The following is an 18203-nucleotide window of genomic DNA, read 5'->3' as shown; positions in this document are numbered from 1 at the left end:
TCATCAAAAAAATTATACCAATGAAATCAATCGTTTATATCGCCGCCGCCTCAGTATTATTTGCCGCATGCAGCCCTGATTCAGAGGACCTGACGCTGGGAGCCAAACCCACCGTGAGTTTTACGGCTGCATTGCTTCCCACCAATCCTAATAAGGTGGCATTGCAGAACACAACTACCGGGGCATTCGCTTACACTTGGTTCAACGGTGGCGCAAGCCCCGTATCATATAAAAAGACAGATACCCTTACCTTTACTAAAAAGGGAGAGTACACGGTTTCGCTGGTGGCTTACGGCGCCGGCGGTTCTTCTTCCGTTTCGCAGAAAGTAACCATCGCTCAGGACATGCCCGGGGTAGACATCCTGAAAGGCGGTAACATGGAAGCAGGCTCCGAAGCGCACTGGACGGTGCTCAACACAGGCGGTCCGCAAACCGCCATCACCTTCACTGGCGGCAAGCTGAAATTTGTGAACCAGGCCGGTGGCAGCAATGGCGGCATTTACCAGGAGCTGACTGTAAAAAAGGATGTTGGATACACACTTTCCGCCAATTTAAAAGGCGGTGGCGCGAACGAAACCTGGTTTGAAGTGATTATCGGCACCACGGCCCCTGCGCAAGGCTCCGATTATTCCGGCACTAAAATGAATTCTATCAACACCTGGGCCGGCTGCGGCATTGCGGATTTTGACGGGGAACTGGCCGCGGTTGGATGCGATGGCCTCCATAAAGACGGGAAGATCACCTTTGCCACGGCAGGAAAAATATACCTGCTCATCAAAGGCGGATGCGGCGGCGCCGGCACCTTCGGCCCCAACGGTGTCACTATCGACGATGTGAAATTTGTCGAAGCTATACAATAGTTAACCATGCAGGGCCGTCCGTTCGGCCCTGCATATTTCTCGTTCCGATATGAAAGCAATACACTATATCCCGGTTCTCCTGATGGGGATCAATATTCTCGCCTGTGGCGGGAAAACCAACGATCCGCAACCGCCGCCATACATTCCGCCCACGCAGGTGGACAAAGGCTGGACATTCGAAACCAATCCCACATGGGCGGACGAGTTCGGCTACACCGGCCTGCCGGACAATACCAAATGGGGTTACGATACCGGCGGGGACGGCTGGGGCAATAATGAACTGCAATACTACACCACCCGCAGTGAGAACGCTTCCGTAGGCAACGGCCTGCTGACCATTACAGCCATCAAGGAAACTTTCCAGAACAGGGGATACACCAGCGCCCGCCTCGTTTCCAAAGGCAAGGGCGACTTCCTCTACGGCCGTTTTGAAGTAAAAGCCAAACTGCCGAAAGGAAGGGGCACCTGGCCCGCCATCTGGATGTTGCCCACGGACTGGGCTTACGGCGGATGGCCCAAATCAGGCGAAATAGACATCATGGAACATGTGGGCTACGACCCGAACATGGTGCATATCAGCGTGCATACCGAATCTTACAATCACTCCATCAACACCCAGAAAAGCGCGAAACGCACCGTGGAAAAAGCAATGGAAGAGTTCCACGTCTACCGCGTGGACTGGACGCCTTATGCCATCCGTGGTTATATAGACGGCCTGTTGCTGTTCACCTTCACAAACGAAGGCACCGGCGGGCCCGCATGGCCTTTCGACAAACGTTTCCATTTCCTGCTGAACATCGCTGTGGGCGGTAACTGGGGCGGCGTGCAAGGCGTAGACGAAACCGTATTCCCTGCTAAATTCGAGATCGACTACGTGCGGGTGTATAAAATGATCGACAAATGATACATAGCATAAAATTGACCGCCCTGGCCTGTGTGCTGGGGATCATCAGTTGCAAAGGCAGCGGCGGGGACAATCCCGGCCCTGAAGAACCAAAACCGCAGGTGAAATCCGATGTTGCTTTCTGGCTCACCAACGGCGACAAATCCGTACTGTTCAAACAGCAGCAGACCCCGCTCGTGTTCTCCGATGCGCTGAACGCTTTCCCCACCATCACGGTGGACGATACCAAAACCTTCCAGGGGATAGACGGCTTCGGTTATACCCTCACCGGCGGCAGCGCGACGCTTATCAACGGGCTGGCGGCGGATAAAAAAGAAGCTTTGCTGAACGAGCTGTTCCGCTGGGACAGTACCTTCATCGGCGTGAGTTATCTCCGCATCAGCATCGGCGCGTCCGACCTGAGCGCGGCGCCCTTCAGCTACAACGATCTGCCGGACGGGCAAACGGATCTTACGCTGCAACAGTTCAGCATAGATATGGAGAAGACGGACCTGGTGCCTGTGTTGAAAAAGATCGTGGCCATCAACCCGTCCATCAAGATCATGGGCTCGCCCTGGAGCCCGCCCACCTGGATGAAGACAAACAACAACTCAAAAGGTGGGAAACTGAAACCGGAGTATTACAGCGTTTACGCACAGTACTTCGTGAAATACGTGCAGGCCATGAAGGCCGAAGGCATTACTATAGACGCCATCACTATCCAGAACGAGCCGCTGCACCCGGGCAACAATCCCAGCATGGAAATGCAGGCGGCCGAACAGGCGGACTTTATTAAGAACCACCTGGGGCCGGCCTTTAAAGCGGCGAACATTACCACGAAGATCATCATCTACGATCATAATGCGGACCGTCCTGATTATCCCGTTACAATCCTCAACGATCCTGAAGCCAGCAAATACGTGGACGGCTCTGCGTTCCACCTGTACGGCGGCAGCATCACCGCGTTAACGCCCCTGCATAACGCTTACCCGGACAAGCACCTGTATTTCACGGAGCAATGGGTAGGCGGCCCGGGAAATTTCCCGGCAGATCTGTCGTGGCATACCAGCCAGTTAATCATCGGGGCTACACGCAATTGGTGCCGTAATGTACTTGAGTGGAACCTTGCCGCCACGGCTGACTACAAGCCGCATACCGTAGGCGGCTGCACTTCCTGCCTGGGCGCCGTTACGATCGGCACGGATTATTCGCGCAACGTGGCTTATTACATCATTGCGCACGCGGCGAAGTTCGTAAGGCCCGGCTCTGTGCGGATCGATTCCAACATAGAGGCCCCGCTGGAGAATGTGGCGTTCAAAACGCCGGACGGCAAAAAGGTGCTGATCGTACTGAATAGCGGTACTGCGGCGCAATCTTTCAACATCAAATACAACGGCAAAACCGTGACCCCGCAACTTGCCCCGGGCGCGGTAGGCACCTTTGTATGGTGATGCTGAACAAACATGCGTGTTTAGTAGGTTCAATAAATGGTAACGAAAGCCGGGCAGCATCTGCTCCCGGTTTTTTCTCCTCCTGTACTTTCCTTTGATTGATAAAAAAGGGCAGATGCCAGGTTGGCTGCTACCCCTGGTTTTGCCTGCTTTCATCGTTTTACCATGGTTTTGTAACGAGGCCGGTTGCTTCTGCGGCCGGCATTTTTGTTTCCAGCCCGCACTTATTATCAAAGGTTCAGCCAATATACCAGCTTCACAACCAGGGCCCTGTTTTTGACATAATAAGGCTCAGGCAGGTAGTTGTCCGTATACACGATAAAAAGATCGGAGGCGGGGCGGTAACGCCACTGGAAACGGGTATTGAGATTGATGTTTTTCAGTTGTTCGTTGTACTGCATAAACCCCGTGAAAAACAGCGTGTTGGTCATAGTCACGTCCAGGCGGGGGCCTACCAGCCAGAAATCTTCATTGCCCCATGGTTTGGGCAGCTGGAGATTATTGTAGGTGGAGCTTAGCGCAATGCTCACATAAGGCTGAAAGCGGTAACCGAATTCGCCGCCCAGCGTAAGCCGCTGCCCGTCCGCATAATAGCCGCCGTAACGGGCAGAAAGCGAGTAGGTGAACAGGCTTTGCGGTTTGGACACATAATCCGCGCCTACCGTGCTCCAGCTGTGCTCCGTGCCGGTGGCCAGGGTATGGACGTTGTAGTTCAGCGGATCGAAGGGCTGGAGGAGTTTGATGTACGTGGTGCTGGCCCATACGTTCAGGGTATTGCGGGCGCGGAACACGAGGCCGTAATTGAGCATCAGCTCATTGTCCGTGCGGTCCATCTTTTCCGTGAAGAAGTTCGTGGTGGTCAGCTGCGGGCCATGGCTCAGCAGGGGGCCGCTTTTGGGGAAAAAGAGCCGGGTGACCTGCGGCGCGAATTTGATATACCCCGTGCGCGGCACGTACCCTACTTCGGCTTTGTAGTTGCTGCCTACGTATTCGTGCTGCCAGCCAACGTTCCAGGTGCGGCTGGTGTATTGCAGGTTCGCCGCGTGCACCCAGTCCTTGCCGCTGGTGCCAGGGCTGAAGGATTTGAGCAGCATGGCTTTCCCGGTCCAGAAATTATTCGCGGAAGCGAGGTTATATTCCAGCCCGAAATTCCGGTTGAAACGGGAATACACGGGATCGCCTGCTTCCACTTTGTCCGGGTCGTAATTGATGGATTCTTTATTGATAAAAATAAAACCGAAGTTGGACCGGGCGAACACTTTTCGCTGCAGGGCCGCCACGGTGAAGTTCTGCGCCGGCAGCGCGGTTTCGGACTGGCTGCCCGTCTGCATGTTCATCAGCCCCAGCCGCCAGTTTTTATCGAGTTTGCCGCTGAGCCGCGCCCCGAAATGAATGGGCACGCCCAGGCCTATACGCCGCGAGAAGAACGGGCGGATGGTGGCATACCCGAAGTTGGTGAACTGGTCGCCGTTTTCAAGGAAAAATTGTCTTCTCTCCGGGAAAAACAATTCAAAGCGGTCCAGGTTCGTCACTTGTTTGTCTACGTCCACCTGCGAGAAGTCAGGGTTTACGGTAAGGTCCAGGTTCAGCGAGGAGGTGACGGCTATCTTGGCGTCCAGGCCTGCGTCTCCGCGCCATTTTTCGGGTTTGCCGTTTGTATAATCTTTGTTGAGACCACCAAGTACATAAGGGATCAGCGAAATATTCGTACCGGGGTCCGGCGGTGGCACATCCCATACCAGCGAACCGGTATAGGCCAGCGAAGCGGAGGGGAACTGCCGGGGCACGGGCGCCCAGCTGCTTTTTTCGGTGGTCTTCAGGTCGTTCCGCCCAAAGTTGATCCCCCACCTGGTAATACCTTTTTTGTACCGGATGGTTTTGAAAGGGATCACGGCTTCAAACACCCAGCGGTCCGGGTAGTTCTTTACGACGGACCGCCATTTGTTGTCCCAGCTGAGGTCCACCTTCCCGCCATCGTACATCAGCCCGTCCCACTGCGCGCCGGCTGCGTTGGCGCCAAAGGAAAAGCCGTTCGTCTGGTCGTCGAAGGGGTCCATAAAAAGAAGGAAGTTGTCGTTTTTGAGAAAGGCAAAATCCCGGCGCAGCGATTCCACCATGTAAGGGCCGGGGGCGCCGTTGTAATTGATCACGAGCAGGTAGATGTTCTGCTGGTCGTACGTCATTTTCACGTCTGTGCGTACTTTGGCAAAACTCGTATCCATGGGGAGGATCATGTAAAAGTCAGAAGCGGAGTCCGCATCCTGCCAGGCCTGTTCGTCCACGATGCCGTCTATTTTGATGGCGGACGTGGCTTTGCGCATATGGAGCTGGTAAGCATCGTTTTTTTTCTGTGCCGTTACGGAAAAGGTGAACAGGCATAAAAGTAAACATGGAATAATTCGCACTTTAGAGTAGTTTCCGGGTTAGGCGGGTTAAAATACAAAAAAATGGGCCCGGTTGTAATACTTTGGGAAAACAAAAGGCCGGTCAACTAACAGGGGAGCTTCTCCGCACGATGCTTACGCACCTCCCTTTGTTAATTTACCGGCCTGACCATTACTTCACATGCCCTTGCGGGCTCCTTACTGATAACACTCACACAACCTCTCTGCCACTTCTCATTTCAATCTGTCAACACTACTTTCCTTACTAAAATTCCGATTGCTGTATACTTAAGTTTGTTTGCCCTGGTTCTTCTTCGGATCAATGGTTCTATATAAAGTGTCATTGTTCCTTCTTTGATAACACAAATTTAATGCGGTGCGGAAAGGTGATCTATGATAAATATCATCCCTGTGTTTTGTGAAATATCATCATATGAAAAACAAAGCAGGTAAAACGGATATTTTCGTGTCAATTACACACTTTATTAATTATTATGAATATTTCTATCATGATAAGCACTGCACTGAGGCCTGATTGTCAATGGTACGGGTGCTTAAGTGTTGCAACATCTATCATAATAGCATATTTCTAATATCAGGGGAGAAAGTTGTTTTAACATTTTATTAGGTCTTTCAGGGCTTAATTCGTGTTCTGCAATTATGCAAATCCCGATTTAAATGCATCCAGATGCAAAACAGCGTTACCATGAAAGTTATCAGTTTGTCCGCGGCTATGTTCCTTACGATAGCGGCAGCGGCACAGCAGCCAGTTTATACCCGCGCCGGGCTTGAATCCGTGACGGTTTACCGCATTGGCGCGGAGCTGAACCACAAAGCCCGCGTGACCCTTCCCAAAGGCGGCAGCCAGGTAGTGATCCAGCAGGTGGCCAACGCCATTGATGTAAACAGCATCCAGGTGAGCGCCAGCAATAAGGTGACGGTGATGTCCGCCGGTTTTGCGGAGGACTTCCTGAAAGAAGCGGACCTGAAAAGCCCTGCTTATCTCAAACTGGAAGACAGCCTGCAAGCCGCCCGCAGGGAAGTGACGCGCACGCGCAATACACGCGTGGCAGATGAAAATACCCTGGTGCTGCTGGACAAAAATCAGAGCCTCAGCGGCGGCACGGCCGGTGGGCCTAGCGTAGCCGAACTCATGAAGCTGGCCGATTATTATAAAAAGCAACAGGTGGAATTACGTAACAATATCGCCCTCCTGCAGGAAAAAGAAACCTTGCAGCAGGCGGCCGTACAAAAGCTGGAGAAGCAGCTTCAGGAAATGAGCAACGACCCGAATGCGAGCGGCGGCCAGCTGGTATTGCAGGTAATGTCGGAAACCGGCGGCCCTACAGACCTCACCGTCAGCTACCTTACCCCCGCTGCGCGCTGGGGAGTGTATTACGATCTGAAAGCCACCAACACCAGCAGCCCGCTGCAATTGTTGTACAAGGCGAACGTGGTGCAGAACACCGGCATAGACTGGAAAAAAGTGAAGCTGACACTGAGCACCGGCAATCCCAGTCAAAGCGGCACCGCACCTGTGCTGGGTGCATGGTTCCTCTCATACGCAATACCGCAGCTATCAGATTACGCCAAAACTGCAATATATGGCGCCACGCAGAACAGGTTGCAGACGCTGGAAAGAAGGGCGCCTCTTGCCGCCGCCCCGCCCGCTCCGCCGGCTATGGAAGCCGACGCCTCCGGTGTGGATGAATACACCAGCCAGAACGAAAACCAGCTCAGCGCCACTTTCGAGATAGACATTCCTTACGATGTGGCCAGCACCGGCAAACAGCACAGTGTTACACTGAAAGAGTTTTCCCTGCCCGCATTCTATAAATATTACGCCGTGCCCAAAGCAGACCCGGACGCTTTCCTGATGGCGGAGATCACGGATTATGAGAAACTAAGCCTCCTGCCCGGCGAAGCCAATATCATTTTCGAGGACATGTACGTAGGCAAATCCTTCATCGACCCGAATGCCACTTCGGACACCCTGAACCTCAGCGTGGGCCGCGATAAAAAAGTGATCATCAAACGGGAGAAGGTAACGGATATGTCCGGCGTGAAATTCCTGGGCAACCAGAAACGCCAAACCTTCACCTACGAGATCAGGGTGCGCAACGCCAAAAAGGAACCGGTGAACCTGCTGCTGAAAGATCAATACCCCGTCACTACGGATAAAAGTATGGAAGTGGAATTGGTAGAAAGCGACGGCGCCGCAGTGAACACCGAAACCGGCGTGCTCACCTGGAAGCTGAGCGTGGCGCCTGGTGAAACGAGAAAAGTAAGACTGAGTTATACCGTGAAGTACCCGAAAGATAAAGTGATCGCGAATTTATAAGTATACATGGCCGGGTGTTAAAAGGACATCCGGTCATCCTTTTCCCGCTGCCTCCAGGTTGGTAGTGCTGAACTCGTAACTGTTCACCACATAATATCCCAGGCATCCCTTGTAAACCCATACTGTAACAGAGCGGCAGGAACGATAGTTATCTTCCATGCCTTCGGGGATAAACAGCGAATGTTTGATCCCGTCCAGGTAAAACTCACCCATGGGCCTGCGCGTGCTGTGCCTTGCCGCACGCTCGAAATGGTAGTCCGCCACGGGAAGCTGGAAACGCTCGAAGGTGCTGCTGGTAAAGGCATAGTTCACCACCATAAGGGAGCAGGGGGCGAGGCCGGCGCTGGTAACGGCGGACAAAAATAATATGGCCCAAAACGGGAGACGGATGGTGAAGCGCAGTATGACCGCTCCTAAAAGACAACCAATGCCGGCGGCAATGTAGAGGACAGATTCCGGGATGATGGTTCGTTGCAAAAGGTAAAGGCCGATGTAAAAGATAATGACTATGAACAAGGCCCACGCGGTCATGTAATTGCGGACTTTGTTACCGGCTGCTTTTTCCTGTTCTTTTTCGGCCTGAATCACCAGGCGCCTGGCCTTAATTGCCCGGCCTCTTCTTCCCATAGACAATAAGGATTGTGTATTCAATATTAAGAATTTTAAGACGATTTAGCGATAATCCCCCATATTTGAACCACGATGAAGCTTATGATCACTCCGGAAACACCGGAAGACAAATCCGCGATCTATTCCCTGAACGCGGCCGCATTTGAGCAGGAGAACGAAAGCAGGCTCATAGACCTCCTGCGGGACAGCGAACATTTTATTCCCGGACTGAGCCTGGTGGCCAGGGCGGACACAGGCGTGGTGGGTCACATCCTTTTTACAAAACTGACAATAGCCGGCCCTGAAGGCGTGATCTACAACACCCTTGCGCTTGCGCCCATGGCGGTGCTGCCGTCTTTACAACAGTCGGGCATCGGGTCGCAGCTGATACGCGAGGGCTTGAAACGAGCGGCGGAGCTGGGGTACGGCTCGGTGATCGTACTGGGGCACCCGAAATATTACCCGAAGTTCGGCTTTGTGCCCGCCTCGCGCTGGGGCATCCGCACCACCTACGAAGTGCCGGACGAAGCGTTTATGGCCATTGAACTGAAACCCGGCGCACTGGAAGGCAGAGCCGGCACGGTGATATATTCCAGGGAGTTTGATGAAGTATAACCGGAAGGTTTAGCGGCGCGCCCTGCCGTACGTTCGTTGTTACGGCCGGTTGCCGGCTTGAAGATGATCTTAGCCGGGGTTGTCATTTGGGTTTGATCTCAAAGGATGAGGCCCGCAGGAATTTACCATATCTTTTGAGGCCTGTCAGTTCACCCAGCGCATTCAGCGAATCGAGTTTGTAGAAATATTTATACTGCACCCACACGCAACTCCTGCGTACATACAGCGAATCATCGTCCAGGATGGAGACGTTGCCGGCGAGATAATACCGGTTGCTGTAATGGAACCCTTTCGGATACCTGCGGTTCATCAAAACATACACTTCGCCATGTGCCACCTGCGCCGTTACCCGGTAGCGGTCCAGCGAATCTGTCCAGCGGATGGTGTAACGGTAAGGGGTTGCTGTGCCTGCCGGGGAATGTACGGCGCTGTCCGCCAGCGACCAGGTGAGCAGCCTCATCTGCGCCATAGAGTCCAGCAGCGGCTCCACGTCGCGGGTGCCGGTTTCCAGCAGCGAATCGGGTACGCTGATGACCGTGTAGGGGAAAGTGCTGTCATAGCCGCGGATAGCAGCTTTGGCTTCTTCGCCGAGTAACTGGTATTCTTTGCAGTCGGGAATCTTACAGGCATACAGGATCGCAGCCATCAGCATGGCGCAGAAAATGTTTTTCATCATTCAGGGTATGGTTTGGCCGCAAAAAGATACGATATATTTTTATTGCACCGCTTCTATACATACGAGTTTGCCATCCATGGACGAGGCCAGCACGAGTTTGTCGCCCACCGGCTGTACCGTATTCACCAGGCAGTTGGAGAATTTATGTTTCCATACCAGCCGCCCGTCCGCGGCGCTGAGCGCGTATACCACGCCAGACTGGCCTGCCGCGTAGAGTATGTTTTTCCTTTCGTTCACCGGGCTGGGGCAGATCTCGTAGCCCATCTCCACCGGCGACTTCCAGGCGATCTCCCTTTGCCCGCCCCGGGTGCTCAGCGCAATGATATTGCCCTGCATGGTTTTGGCATAGATGCGCTGGCTGTCCGCGGAAATACCCATGGACTCGCGCACGGAGTTCAGCGAATCGCGGTAGCGCCATATTTCTTTGCCGCTGTCTGTGTCCAGCACGGTCATGTATTTATCCGGGGACACGATCCAGGCTTTGTGATCGTATGCCACCGGCCACACGGCGGCGGGGGAGAACATGCGGTTGCTGGCGCCGTTGTTCCATATCCAGGCTTCCCGGCCGGTAGCGGCATCCAGTGCGTAAAACTCGTTGCCCCAGGAGCCGAAGAACACTTTGCCTTCGTATACAAACGGTTTGGTTTCCACAAATCCTTTCACCTTTGCATAGTCCCATACCTGTTTGCCCGTGGGGATATGCCAGGCGCGGCAGTGCCCGTCAGAACCCGCTATGATGGCCAGCTCGCCATACACCGCGGCGGACGATACAATGGCTTTATTCGTCTGTTGTTTCCAGGCCTGTTTGCCGTTTTTCAGGCGCAGGCAGTACACGTATCCGTCTGTGGATGGGACTACCACGTATTCGCCGTACACGAGGGGTGTGGCGTATATTTTCCCGCCGGTAGTGAATTTCCAGCGGCTTTTGCCGGTGTGGAGAGCGGCCGCTTTTACGTCGCCGTTTGTGGTGGTGTAGATCACCATGTCATTGGCTACGGCCACAGCGCTGCCCATATCGCCCGTTTCCTGGATGCTCCATTTTACTTTCACGGATGGGAAGGAATCATTCACCGCATAGGAGGGACGGGGCGGATTTTGGGTCCAGGCATGTCCGTTCAATGCCACGGTATGCCATGCGGGAAGCGTTTCCCTGCCGGGCGTCCGTTCGTTGAAGGTGATGGACCGGCCGGTCACGCTGACGATATTGTAGCCGCCAATGGCTGCTTTGGCGCGCAGGTTGGACCGGCACATCACACCGGGGATGCCTTCCCATGTATATTTATTGTTGGCATGGCCATGCCCGCAGATCATCACTTTCACATTGTAGCCGCGCAGGCGGTCCAGCACGTCGTACCAGTTGTTCAGCCCTTCGTCCTGCGGGTAATGATTGATGTAGATCAGTGGCTGCTGTTTGTCCTTTTGTTTTTTCAGTTGTTCATCCAGCCATACGATATTTTCCCTGGGTACCTGCCCCGGGCCCATGCGCATATTGGGGCCGCAGTTGGTGCCCAGGAAGCGGTATCCTTTGTGTTCAAAGCTGAAAGTTTCATTGCCGAACACGGTGCGGAAAGAATTGCAACCGCTTTCGGACCACTTGGTATCGTGGTTGCCCGGGATGATATGCCAGGGTTTGTTGAGTTTGTCGAGGATGCTTTTGGCCAGCTTCAGTTCCTCATCCGAGCCAAACTCGGTGACGTCCCCGGAGAATACGACAAACTCCACCTGCGGCTGGTTATTGATATCGTTGACGGTCCTTTCGAGGTCTTCCTGCGCGGTTTGTACACCTATATGCGTGTCCGTTACCAGGGCAAACCGGAAAAGGGTGTCCTGGGCATGGCTTTGTAATACAAGCAGGAGGGCAGGGAGGAGAGCTGGCAGCTTTTTCATACGGCCAAGATACCGGTTACATCCGGGAAATAAAACGGGGGAACGGGTAACGGTTGCGGGATGGGTGATTGTCTACTGCGGCGCGGCGGTATAGGTCCTGCTCCATGCCCCGGGGATTATTTATAGTCTTCCCTTACCGGGCTGAATGAATCGATCAGCCGGCAATCCGTTACCGCATAGGCTCCGTGCGGCGCATTGGAAGGGATCTGCAGCACGTCGTGCGCGTGGAGGGTGTGTTTCACCCCGTCCAGTTCCATTTCGAGGGTGCCTGACAGTACGTAAGACATCTGCTCGTGCGGGTGCTGATGTACGGGCACCGTGCTGCCGGCTTTGGCTTCCCAGTAGCCGAGCGTATGTTTTTCACCATGCAGGAAGCGGCCGGTAAAACCGGGCACCACTTCGCGGGCGGGCAGGTCCTGGAAGGATTGCGGATTGCTCATTTGTTGTTTTGTTTGATGGACATATAATTCACTACCCACTGGAATATCAGCAGCCCCACCACATACACGCCCGCAAACATATTCATGGTGTCTCCCATAAACGCGGAGGCGACGGCCAGGATGGCGGCAATGCCCAGCCCCAGGGTATACAGGTTCATCACCCGGGGATTGCGCGAAGGTATCAGCCGCACGCTCAGCGGTATCATCATGGTGATGCCCACAATGGCTACCAGCACCCAGGGCTCCTGCCAGGTGAGCAGGAATCCGGCGATGCCGGCAAGGCCGACTAATAGGCTGATAGCCACATGATTGGAGGCTGCTATTTCATTTTCATCCAGCAGGTGTTTGCCGTACGGATTAAAACGAAGGAAGAGGTTGCTCACCGGTGTAATGATCCAGGTGGAGAACGCAAAGGCGGAGAGCAGGATGACGATGGGCATCACGTAAGGCTGCAGCGCCGGGTTATTGTTCCCCAGCGTGTTCAGCAGCCTGATCAGCAGGTACAGGCCAATGATCACGCCCCATTGGTACTTGGCCGTGAGGTTGCCCATAAAAAAGGCGTATTTGAGGAACATCCGGTATACCCAGTAACGGGCTTTCAGCGCCTCCATCATGCCGGCCTGCGCCAGGTGCAGCGTAGGATCGATGCGGAGCGCTTCGCGGAAGTGTTTCAGCGCGTCTTTGGCCGAACCTTTTTCCAGCAGGCCCCAGCCGTAGTTAGCGTGTGTATAGGCATTGTCCGGGTCGTGCCTGAAGGCGCCTTCGATGCCGGCAAAGGATTCTTCCTTGCGGCCGAGCTTCAGCAGTGCGGTGCTGCGGGCATTCAGCGCGTAAATGTTCTCCGGGTCTATTTCAAGGGCTTTTTCGGACAGCTCCAGCGCCTGTTCAAAACGTTTGCGGCTGTTCTGCATCATGGCGAACAAAGCGAAATAATCGGCGTCGTAGGGGTCGAGGTTGATGGCCTGGGTAAGGTCTTTTTCAGCCAGGTCGTATTCTCCCTGCTGCAGGTAAATGCGGGCGCGCTGGTAAAACAGGCGGTCTTCCGCCGGGGAAATACCGATGGCATGGTTCACCAGCTGCATGGCGGACTGAAAGTCGTCCAGCTGGATCTTTACTTCACAAAACAGGCTCAGGATGTCCGGGTTCTGCGGGTCCTGCTCCAGCATGCTGCTTAATATGGTTTGCGCCTCCCTGTATTTTTTTTGCTGCATCAGGAGGATGGCGCGTTGGAGCAACTGGTCGTGCATGCTATTTTTTGATTTTCAGGTAATGAAGGATGTCGTCATACAGGCCGGCGTCATTGGCATACAGTGCAAAGTTTTTTGCAATGGAAAACCATTCGCGGGTGCTGGCCTTATGTTTTTTGGCGGCGTTCTGCAGGTCTTTTGTCTTAAGCGGTAAAGGCATGCCTTCCAGGAAAGAGGCTTCCAGTTTTTCTTCAATTGCCATGTCTATCACTGCTGCAATATCCGCCCCGGAGAACTCGGGAGTAACTTTACTAATACTCTCGTAATCAATATTTTCAGTCGGTTTATCTTTTAATTTGATACGGAGCATCGCCGTACGCGCTTCCTGGTCCGGCGGCGGCACAAAGATCATCCGGTCAAAGCGGCCGGGACGCCGGAAGGCCGGGTCCAGGTGCCAGGGAATATTCGTGGCGCCAAGGATCAGGATGCCGGTGTTGTCATTTTCCACGCCGTCCAGCTCCTGGAGGAACTGGTTGATGAGGTTGCGGCCGGCCGACTGTTTCATATCCGCGCGGCTGGCGCCCAGCGCATCGATCTCGTCGAAGAAAAGTACGCAGGGCGTGTTTTTGCGTGCGTATTCAAATATGCGGTGCAGGTTCTTTTCGCTGTTGCCCAGCCACATGTCCAGGATATCGTTCAGCCCTACGTTGATGAACTTGGCGTTCACCTGTCCCGCCGTGGCTTTGGCAATCATGGTCTTGCCGCAACCCGGAGGGCCGTACAGCAAAATGCTCCCGCCGATCTTTTTGCCGTAAGCCTTATATAGCTCAGGATGGCGCAGCGGCTGGATGATCTTTATCTCGATCTCTTTTTTCACCTGTTCCATACCGCTCACGTCGGTGAAGTTGATATCCGGCTTTTGCATAAAAAGCGAGATCTCGTCTTCCTCCGCATCTTCATCATGTCCGGCGGACTGCTGCCCGCGTACGCGCAGCTGTGCGTCCAGTTCTTCGTCGGTAAAGTTCGGGTAATGTTCCAGCAGGCGTTGGTAGGTTTCCCGGGCATTATCCCATGCGTTTTCTTTCAGGGAAGAGCGTGTGTAGAGCACCAGCACGTCCAGGTTGTCCGGCTGGGACTTCATCAGGTCTTCCAGTATCACGTTGCAGGTGGCGTATGCTTCTTTGCGGTAATATACTTTGGCAAGTCCGATCAGCGCCTTTTCGTTCTGCTCAATGCCCAATGCCGCGAGGTATTCTTTTTCCGCTTCTTCCAGCCGGTTCAGGTTAAAAAGAGTTTCCGCGAGATGCAGTCTCAAAGGGATGTTTTCCGGGGAAAACCTGAGGGCTTCCCTTAAGCTGTCGATAGTACTTTGTGTCATGGCAACTACTAAGATATCAAATTAATTATAATGATTATCCGCTTGCTCCTGCCCGATAAAGGCAAAGCCCCGTCATTGCGAGGAGCCGCGCGGGGCCAAAGAGGGAGGGAGCGACGAAGCAATCTCCTTCATTGAAGTGAAGTGCTCCATTATTGGGAGATTGCTTCGTCGCGGCTCCTGCGCACTCCCCGCGCGGCTCCTCGCAATGACGTGAAGGCTATGCAAAAACAAGCTGGCGCGTGGGTAATAAAAATTATAGTTGGCGGTTATTATTAACTGAAAGCCAAACTGTTAGATCAGCAACACATCAATCCTGTGCGCCATCACGATCTGCGAGGTGTCCGACCAGGAAAAGACGGTAAAGTACCCGTCCTGGGAGGCTACCAGTGCCTGTGCGTCCCGCTGGTCGTGCACGAACTGTGCCGCGGAAAGATGCCGCGTGCCCCCGATGCGGGAAGGGTGCATCAGCAGGGGAGTGCCGCCTACTACCGGCTCCGTCATCAGCACTTCTTCCACCGAGGTGGAGCGGACCGCCCGGCTGATCTTCGCGCCGAAAGCCAGCAGCTCCTGCTGGTTGTTGATCACCGTGGCGCCATCCACCGCCGTGAGGCCGGTAATGTTTTCCACTTCGCGGCGCAGCGCGTTTTGCCAGTAGATCTCGCTGGTGACATTACTGTCCAGCTTTATCAGGTCCGCCACGCCGGAAAACGCGGGGCTTACCGGGTATTGCAGCGGGTGTATCACGGATTCCTTCCAGCGGTCGTTGCCGGAGGGGGTGACGAGCAATATGCCGCCGCGTTTATGCGCCCGCATGCTTACGGCGATCTGTATCAGTACATTGGTGGGATCGTTCCACAACGGCGAAGAATTGAGCCCCAGCAGCGAAGAGAGCATGTCCGGGCAGTCATCGTTCGTACCGCTGGCTTCGTCCACCACTTTCACACTGTCTCCCTGCAATACGGCCACATTGATGAATTTGCCCAGCCCGGCCACGCGGCGGTGTTTTACGACCAGCAGGCCCGGCTCGCTCACGTCCAGCACAAAACAGTAATTCGGCAGATTGATCGTGGTGCCCCAGATATATAATTCTTCACCATCCTGCCACACGCCCACGTGTACGCCCGCGCGTTCCACCCCCGGTGCAAGTTTGGCCAGCACTTTGGGCGTGAGGGGAAGGCGTTGTTCGAACAGTAAAGGTTTGATTGCCTGCGAAGGATGTAAATAAGCAAGGGATATGCGGGTAGCCACGCCTTCTTCACGACGGAGGCTGGCCCAGAAAGACACGTCTATCAGTTTCTCAACCACCGCTCTGCATGGCACGGCGGCCAGCTCATCTTCACTGTTTGCTTTGGCGGCAACAAGGTGTTTCTGGAAATGCGCTTCTATCGTTCCCGCCACGTTGATGGCGGCTTTATAAGTAGTTCCGTTCTTCAGGTCCATGTACTTCTCATTTCGTTGCTAATTTAGACTTTTTCGACGCAAGTACGGGATTTGTTATATCTTGTTCACGGCCGTGCCACGCCCATGACGAGATCACTTATTCTCTATATAATCTTACTCCACGCGTTTACAGGGGCTTATGCTCAGTTGCAGCAGCCGTATATCCTGAACGGCTCCGCTACACAGCGGAATTGTAATTGTTATGTGCTTACGGAAGACGTGCCAAACCAGAGCGGCACTATCTGGAACAAGAACCTGATCGATCTCAGGCAATCCTTTAATTACGTTTTTGAGATCAACCTGGGCTGTAAGGACGGGCCGGGTGCGGACGGTATCGGTTTTATCCTCCAGACCAAAGGCACCAACCTCGGCGCTACCGGTCAGGGGCTGGGGTTCAAAGGTATTTCCCCCTCGCTGGGCGTGCTGGTGGATACCTACCAGAACTTAGAGGAGAACGATCCGCCCTGGGACCACCTCGCCATCCAGATGAACGGTGTAAGCGATCACCTGCTGCCCGGCGGCGATCTCGCCCCGCCCGTGATGCTGGCGGATGGGAATGAAAATATCGAAGACTGCGGCTGGCACCTTTTCCGCATTGAATGGAATGCCGCGACGCATACCATGCGGGTAAGCGTGGACAACAATGTGCGGATCACGATCAATAAAGACCTCGTGGCGGACATATTCGGAAGCAACCCGATGGTGTACTGGGGGTTTGCCGGCTCCACCGGCGGTTCCTCGAATGTGCAGCAATTCTGCGCCGCATTGCATCCTTCGTTTAATTTCAACGGCGGGCAGATATTCTGCGACGGTACACCCGTTACTTTCAAAGACAATTCCAGCTCCTTCGGCAGCATCACCCGCTGGTACTGGGACCTCGGGGACGGCACCAAACTCACCGTGCCCGCGCCTCCGCCGCACCTCTATGCTGAAGCCGGTAAATATGCCGTCAAACTCGTGATAGAAGATAACAGCGGTTGCATCTCCGATACGCTGCGCAATACCGTTACCATCGGGTCTTACCCGGAGGTGAAGTTCGGGCCGCAACCCCTCTGCCTTGGCGATCCTTTGCAGATGAAAGATGAAACGGCAATAAAAGTGGGCACAGCGGCCAAATGGTCGTGGGATTTCGGGGGCGGGCGCACCTCGTCCGCACAACATCCAATCGCGCCTTACACCGCCCCCGGCAGTTATCCCATACATCTCGAAGTGGTAAGCGCCGAAGGCTGCGCCAGCGATGCGACGCAAACGATGTCCGTATTCCCCACGCCGGAGATCGGCGGCATCGGCAGGAACGCCTGCATCGGGCAGGATAATATTTTCACGGGTACCAATAACACCCCGGCGATCAACATCGCGCGGTGGTACTGGAGCATCGGAGAGGATACGCTCTGGCAGAAAGATGTGGCGTACCGTTTCCCGGCGGGCGGTAAATATTCCGCGAGGGTACATGCCATTTCGCAGGACGGATGCGCCGCCAAACCGGTGAACATGCAGGTGGGCGTAACGGACATCAATGTACGCGCCGGCCGTGATACGCTCATCGCCAAAGGCCAGCCTTTACAGCTGAACGCGCAGGCGGACGGAGAGGACCTTCATTACCAGTGGACGCCCGCCGCCGGCCTCGATAATCCTTATATCAGCGATCCCGTGGCGGTGCTGCAAAAAGATCAGCTGTTCAACCTGGTGGTCACTTCACCGGAAGGCTGCCGCGAAGAAGACCAGCTATTTGTAAAAGTATATACAGGGCCGGAGTTTTATGTGCCCACCGGCTTCACGCCGAACCACGACGGGGTGAATGATTATTTTAAAGTCATCGCGCCGGGCGTGCCGAAGCTGGATTTCTTCAAGGTCTGGGACCGCTGGGGTCACCTTGTATTTGAAACCTCCGCCCTGTCCGCTCCCTGGGACGGCACTATTAAGGGCGATCCCGCCGCCGCTGGTACTTACGTGTGGATGGTGCAGGGCACTGATTACAACGGCCGCCTGTTCAGCCGCAGGGGTACGGTCACCCTCATCCGCTAGAAAACTTTTCCCGCCAATAATTTGCCC

14 protein-coding genes are annotated in these 18203 nt (G+C 54.4%); 6 read left to right on the top strand and 8 right to left on the bottom strand.

The features are described 5' to 3' along the window. The first annotated feature begins 20 nt into the window (after window positions 1–20). The 3 genes from EG028_RS06485 to EG028_RS06475 are packed head-to-tail and all read left to right on the top strand — an operon-like array spanning window position 21 to window position 3194. Window positions 21–860 carry a PKD domain-containing protein gene (locus EG028_RS06485; RefSeq protein ID WP_120514765.1) on the top strand — a complete coding sequence of 280 codons (840 nt, stop codon included), beginning with the start codon at window positions 21–23 and terminating at the stop codon, window positions 858–860. A 49-nt stretch (window positions 861–909) separates the two neighbouring features. Further along, window positions 910–1764, top strand: a complete 855-nt coding sequence (locus tag EG028_RS06480) for a glycoside hydrolase family 16 protein (RefSeq protein ID WP_120514764.1) — start codon at window positions 910–912, stop codon at window positions 1762–1764. Further along, window positions 1761–3194: a glycoside hydrolase family 30 protein gene (locus tag EG028_RS06475; protein ID WP_120514763.1), complete on the top strand. Its 1434-nt coding sequence runs from the start codon at window positions 1761–1763 to the stop codon at window positions 3192–3194. Before EG028_RS06480 ends, EG028_RS06475 begins: the two co-directional genes overlap by 4 nt. A gap of 230 nt (window positions 3195–3424) precedes the next feature. Here EG028_RS06475 and EG028_RS06470 read toward each other — a convergent pair whose 3' ends face one another. Next, window positions 3425–5515, bottom strand: a complete 2091-nt coding sequence (locus EG028_RS06470; protein ID WP_120515147.1) for a carbohydrate binding family 9 domain-containing protein — start codon at window positions 5513–5515, stop codon at window positions 3425–3427. Between the two features lie 769 nt (window positions 5516–6284). Between EG028_RS06470 and EG028_RS06465 the strand changes: the two genes are divergently transcribed. Then, window positions 6285–7919, top strand: a complete 1635-nt coding sequence (locus EG028_RS06465) for a DUF4139 domain-containing protein (protein ID WP_120515146.1) — start codon at window positions 6285–6287, stop codon at window positions 7917–7919. Window positions 7920–7952: 33 nt separating this feature from the next. On the opposite strand, the gene EG028_RS06460 is transcribed toward EG028_RS06465, so the two are convergent. Then, window positions 7953–8546 (bottom strand): hypothetical protein, encoded by a 594-nt coding sequence (locus EG028_RS06460; protein ID WP_120514762.1) that lies wholly within the window; start codon window positions 8544–8546, stop codon window positions 7953–7955. 84 nt (window positions 8547–8630) lie between these two features. Here EG028_RS06460 and EG028_RS06455 point away from each other — a divergent pair, with 84 nt between their 5' ends. Then, window positions 8631–9143 (top strand): GNAT family N-acetyltransferase, encoded by a 513-nt coding sequence (locus EG028_RS06455; protein WP_244939846.1) that lies wholly within the window; start codon window positions 8631–8633, stop codon window positions 9141–9143. An 82-nt stretch (window positions 9144–9225) separates the two neighbouring features. Here the strand turns inward: EG028_RS06455 and EG028_RS06450 are convergent, their stop codons facing one another. The 6 genes from EG028_RS06450 to EG028_RS06425 all read right to left on the bottom strand — a co-directional run bounded on the left by EG028_RS06450 (window position 9226) and on the right by EG028_RS06425 (window position 16151). Next, window positions 9226–9819 carry a hypothetical protein gene (locus EG028_RS06450; protein WP_120514760.1) on the bottom strand — a complete coding sequence of 198 codons (594 nt, stop codon included), beginning with the start codon at window positions 9817–9819 and terminating at the stop codon, window positions 9226–9228. 39 nt (window positions 9820–9858) lie between these two features. Then, window positions 9859–11706, bottom strand: a complete 1848-nt coding sequence (locus EG028_RS06445; protein WP_120514759.1) for an outer membrane protein assembly factor BamB family protein — start codon at window positions 11704–11706, stop codon at window positions 9859–9861. 116 nt (window positions 11707–11822) lie between these two features. Continuing rightward, on the bottom strand, window positions 11823–12146 hold the full coding sequence (locus tag EG028_RS06440; protein WP_120514758.1) for a cupin domain-containing protein: 324 nt from the start codon (window positions 12144–12146) through the stop codon (window positions 11823–11825). Next, a complete protein-coding gene (locus EG028_RS06435; RefSeq protein WP_120514757.1) occupies window positions 12143–13393 on the bottom strand; it encodes a tetratricopeptide repeat protein in 1251 nt (416 codons plus the stop codon). The genes EG028_RS06440 and EG028_RS06435 overlap by 4 nt, the downstream gene beginning before the upstream one ends. Before the next feature lies 1 nt (window position 13394). Continuing rightward, window positions 13395–14711: an AAA family ATPase gene (locus tag EG028_RS06430; RefSeq protein ID WP_120514756.1), complete on the bottom strand. Its 1317-nt coding sequence runs from the start codon at window positions 14709–14711 to the stop codon at window positions 13395–13397. Between the two features lie 291 nt (window positions 14712–15002). Further along, on the bottom strand, window positions 15003–16151 hold the full coding sequence (locus EG028_RS06425) for a putative sensor domain DACNV-containing protein (protein WP_174235417.1): 1149 nt from the start codon (window positions 16149–16151) through the stop codon (window positions 15003–15005). Between the two features lie 51 nt (window positions 16152–16202). Between EG028_RS06425 and EG028_RS06420 the strand changes: the two genes are divergently transcribed. After that, complete coding sequence (locus EG028_RS06420; protein ID WP_123864584.1) at window positions 16203–18176, top strand: lectin-like domain-containing protein; 1974 nt, start codon at window positions 16203–16205, stop codon at window positions 18174–18176. Window positions 18177–18203: the final 27 nt, after the last annotated feature.

The sequence above is a fragment of the Chitinophaga barathri genome (genome assembly GCF_003807585.1).
GTDB lineage: Bacteria > Bacteroidota > Bacteroidia > Chitinophagales > Chitinophagaceae > Chitinophaga > Chitinophaga barathri.
The sequence above is the reverse complement of the archived record's forward strand: the minus strand, read 5'-3'. Positions and strand labels throughout refer to the sequence as shown.

Excerpts from the sequence above, each read along its gene's own strand:
- EG028_RS06460 (WP_120514762.1), bottom strand. The coding sequence starts at position 8,546 with ATGGGAAGAAGAGGCCGGGCAATTAAGGCCAGGCGCCTGGTGATTCAG.
- EG028_RS06465 (WP_120515146.1), top strand. The coding sequence starts at position 6,285 with ATGAAAGTTATCAGTTTGTCCGCGGCTATGTTCCTTACGATAGCGGCA.
- EG028_RS06440 (WP_120514758.1), bottom strand. The coding sequence starts at position 12,146 with ATGAGCAATCCGCAATCCTTCCAGGACCTGCCCGCCCGCGAAGTGGTG.
- EG028_RS06470 (WP_120515147.1), bottom strand. The coding sequence starts at position 5,515 with ATGCGCAAAGCCACGTCCGCCATCAAAATAGACGGCATCGTGGACGAA.
- EG028_RS06445 (WP_120514759.1), bottom strand. The coding sequence starts at position 11,706 with ATGAAAAAGCTGCCAGCTCTCCTCCCTGCCCTCCTGCTTGTATTACAA.
- EG028_RS06475 (WP_120514763.1), top strand. The coding sequence starts at position 1,761 with ATGATACATAGCATAAAATTGACCGCCCTGGCCTGTGTGCTGGGGATC.
- EG028_RS06430 (WP_120514756.1), bottom strand. The coding sequence starts at position 14,711 with ATGACACAAAGTACTATCGACAGCTTAAGGGAAGCCCTCAGGTTTTCC.
- EG028_RS06450 (WP_120514760.1), bottom strand. The coding sequence starts at position 9,819 with ATGATGAAAAACATTTTCTGCGCCATGCTGATGGCTGCGATCCTGTAT.
- EG028_RS06435 (WP_120514757.1), bottom strand. The coding sequence starts at position 13,393 with ATGCACGACCAGTTGCTCCAACGCGCCATCCTCCTGATGCAGCAAAAA.
- EG028_RS06485 (WP_120514765.1), top strand. The coding sequence starts at position 21 with ATGAAATCAATCGTTTATATCGCCGCCGCCTCAGTATTATTTGCCGCA.
- EG028_RS06425 (WP_174235417.1), bottom strand. The coding sequence starts at position 16,151 with ATGGACCTGAAGAACGGAACTACTTATAAAGCCGCCATCAACGTGGCG.
- EG028_RS06455 (WP_244939846.1), top strand. The coding sequence starts at position 8,631 with ATGATCACTCCGGAAACACCGGAAGACAAATCCGCGATCTATTCCCTG.
- EG028_RS06480 (WP_120514764.1), top strand. The coding sequence starts at position 910 with ATGAAAGCAATACACTATATCCCGGTTCTCCTGATGGGGATCAATATT.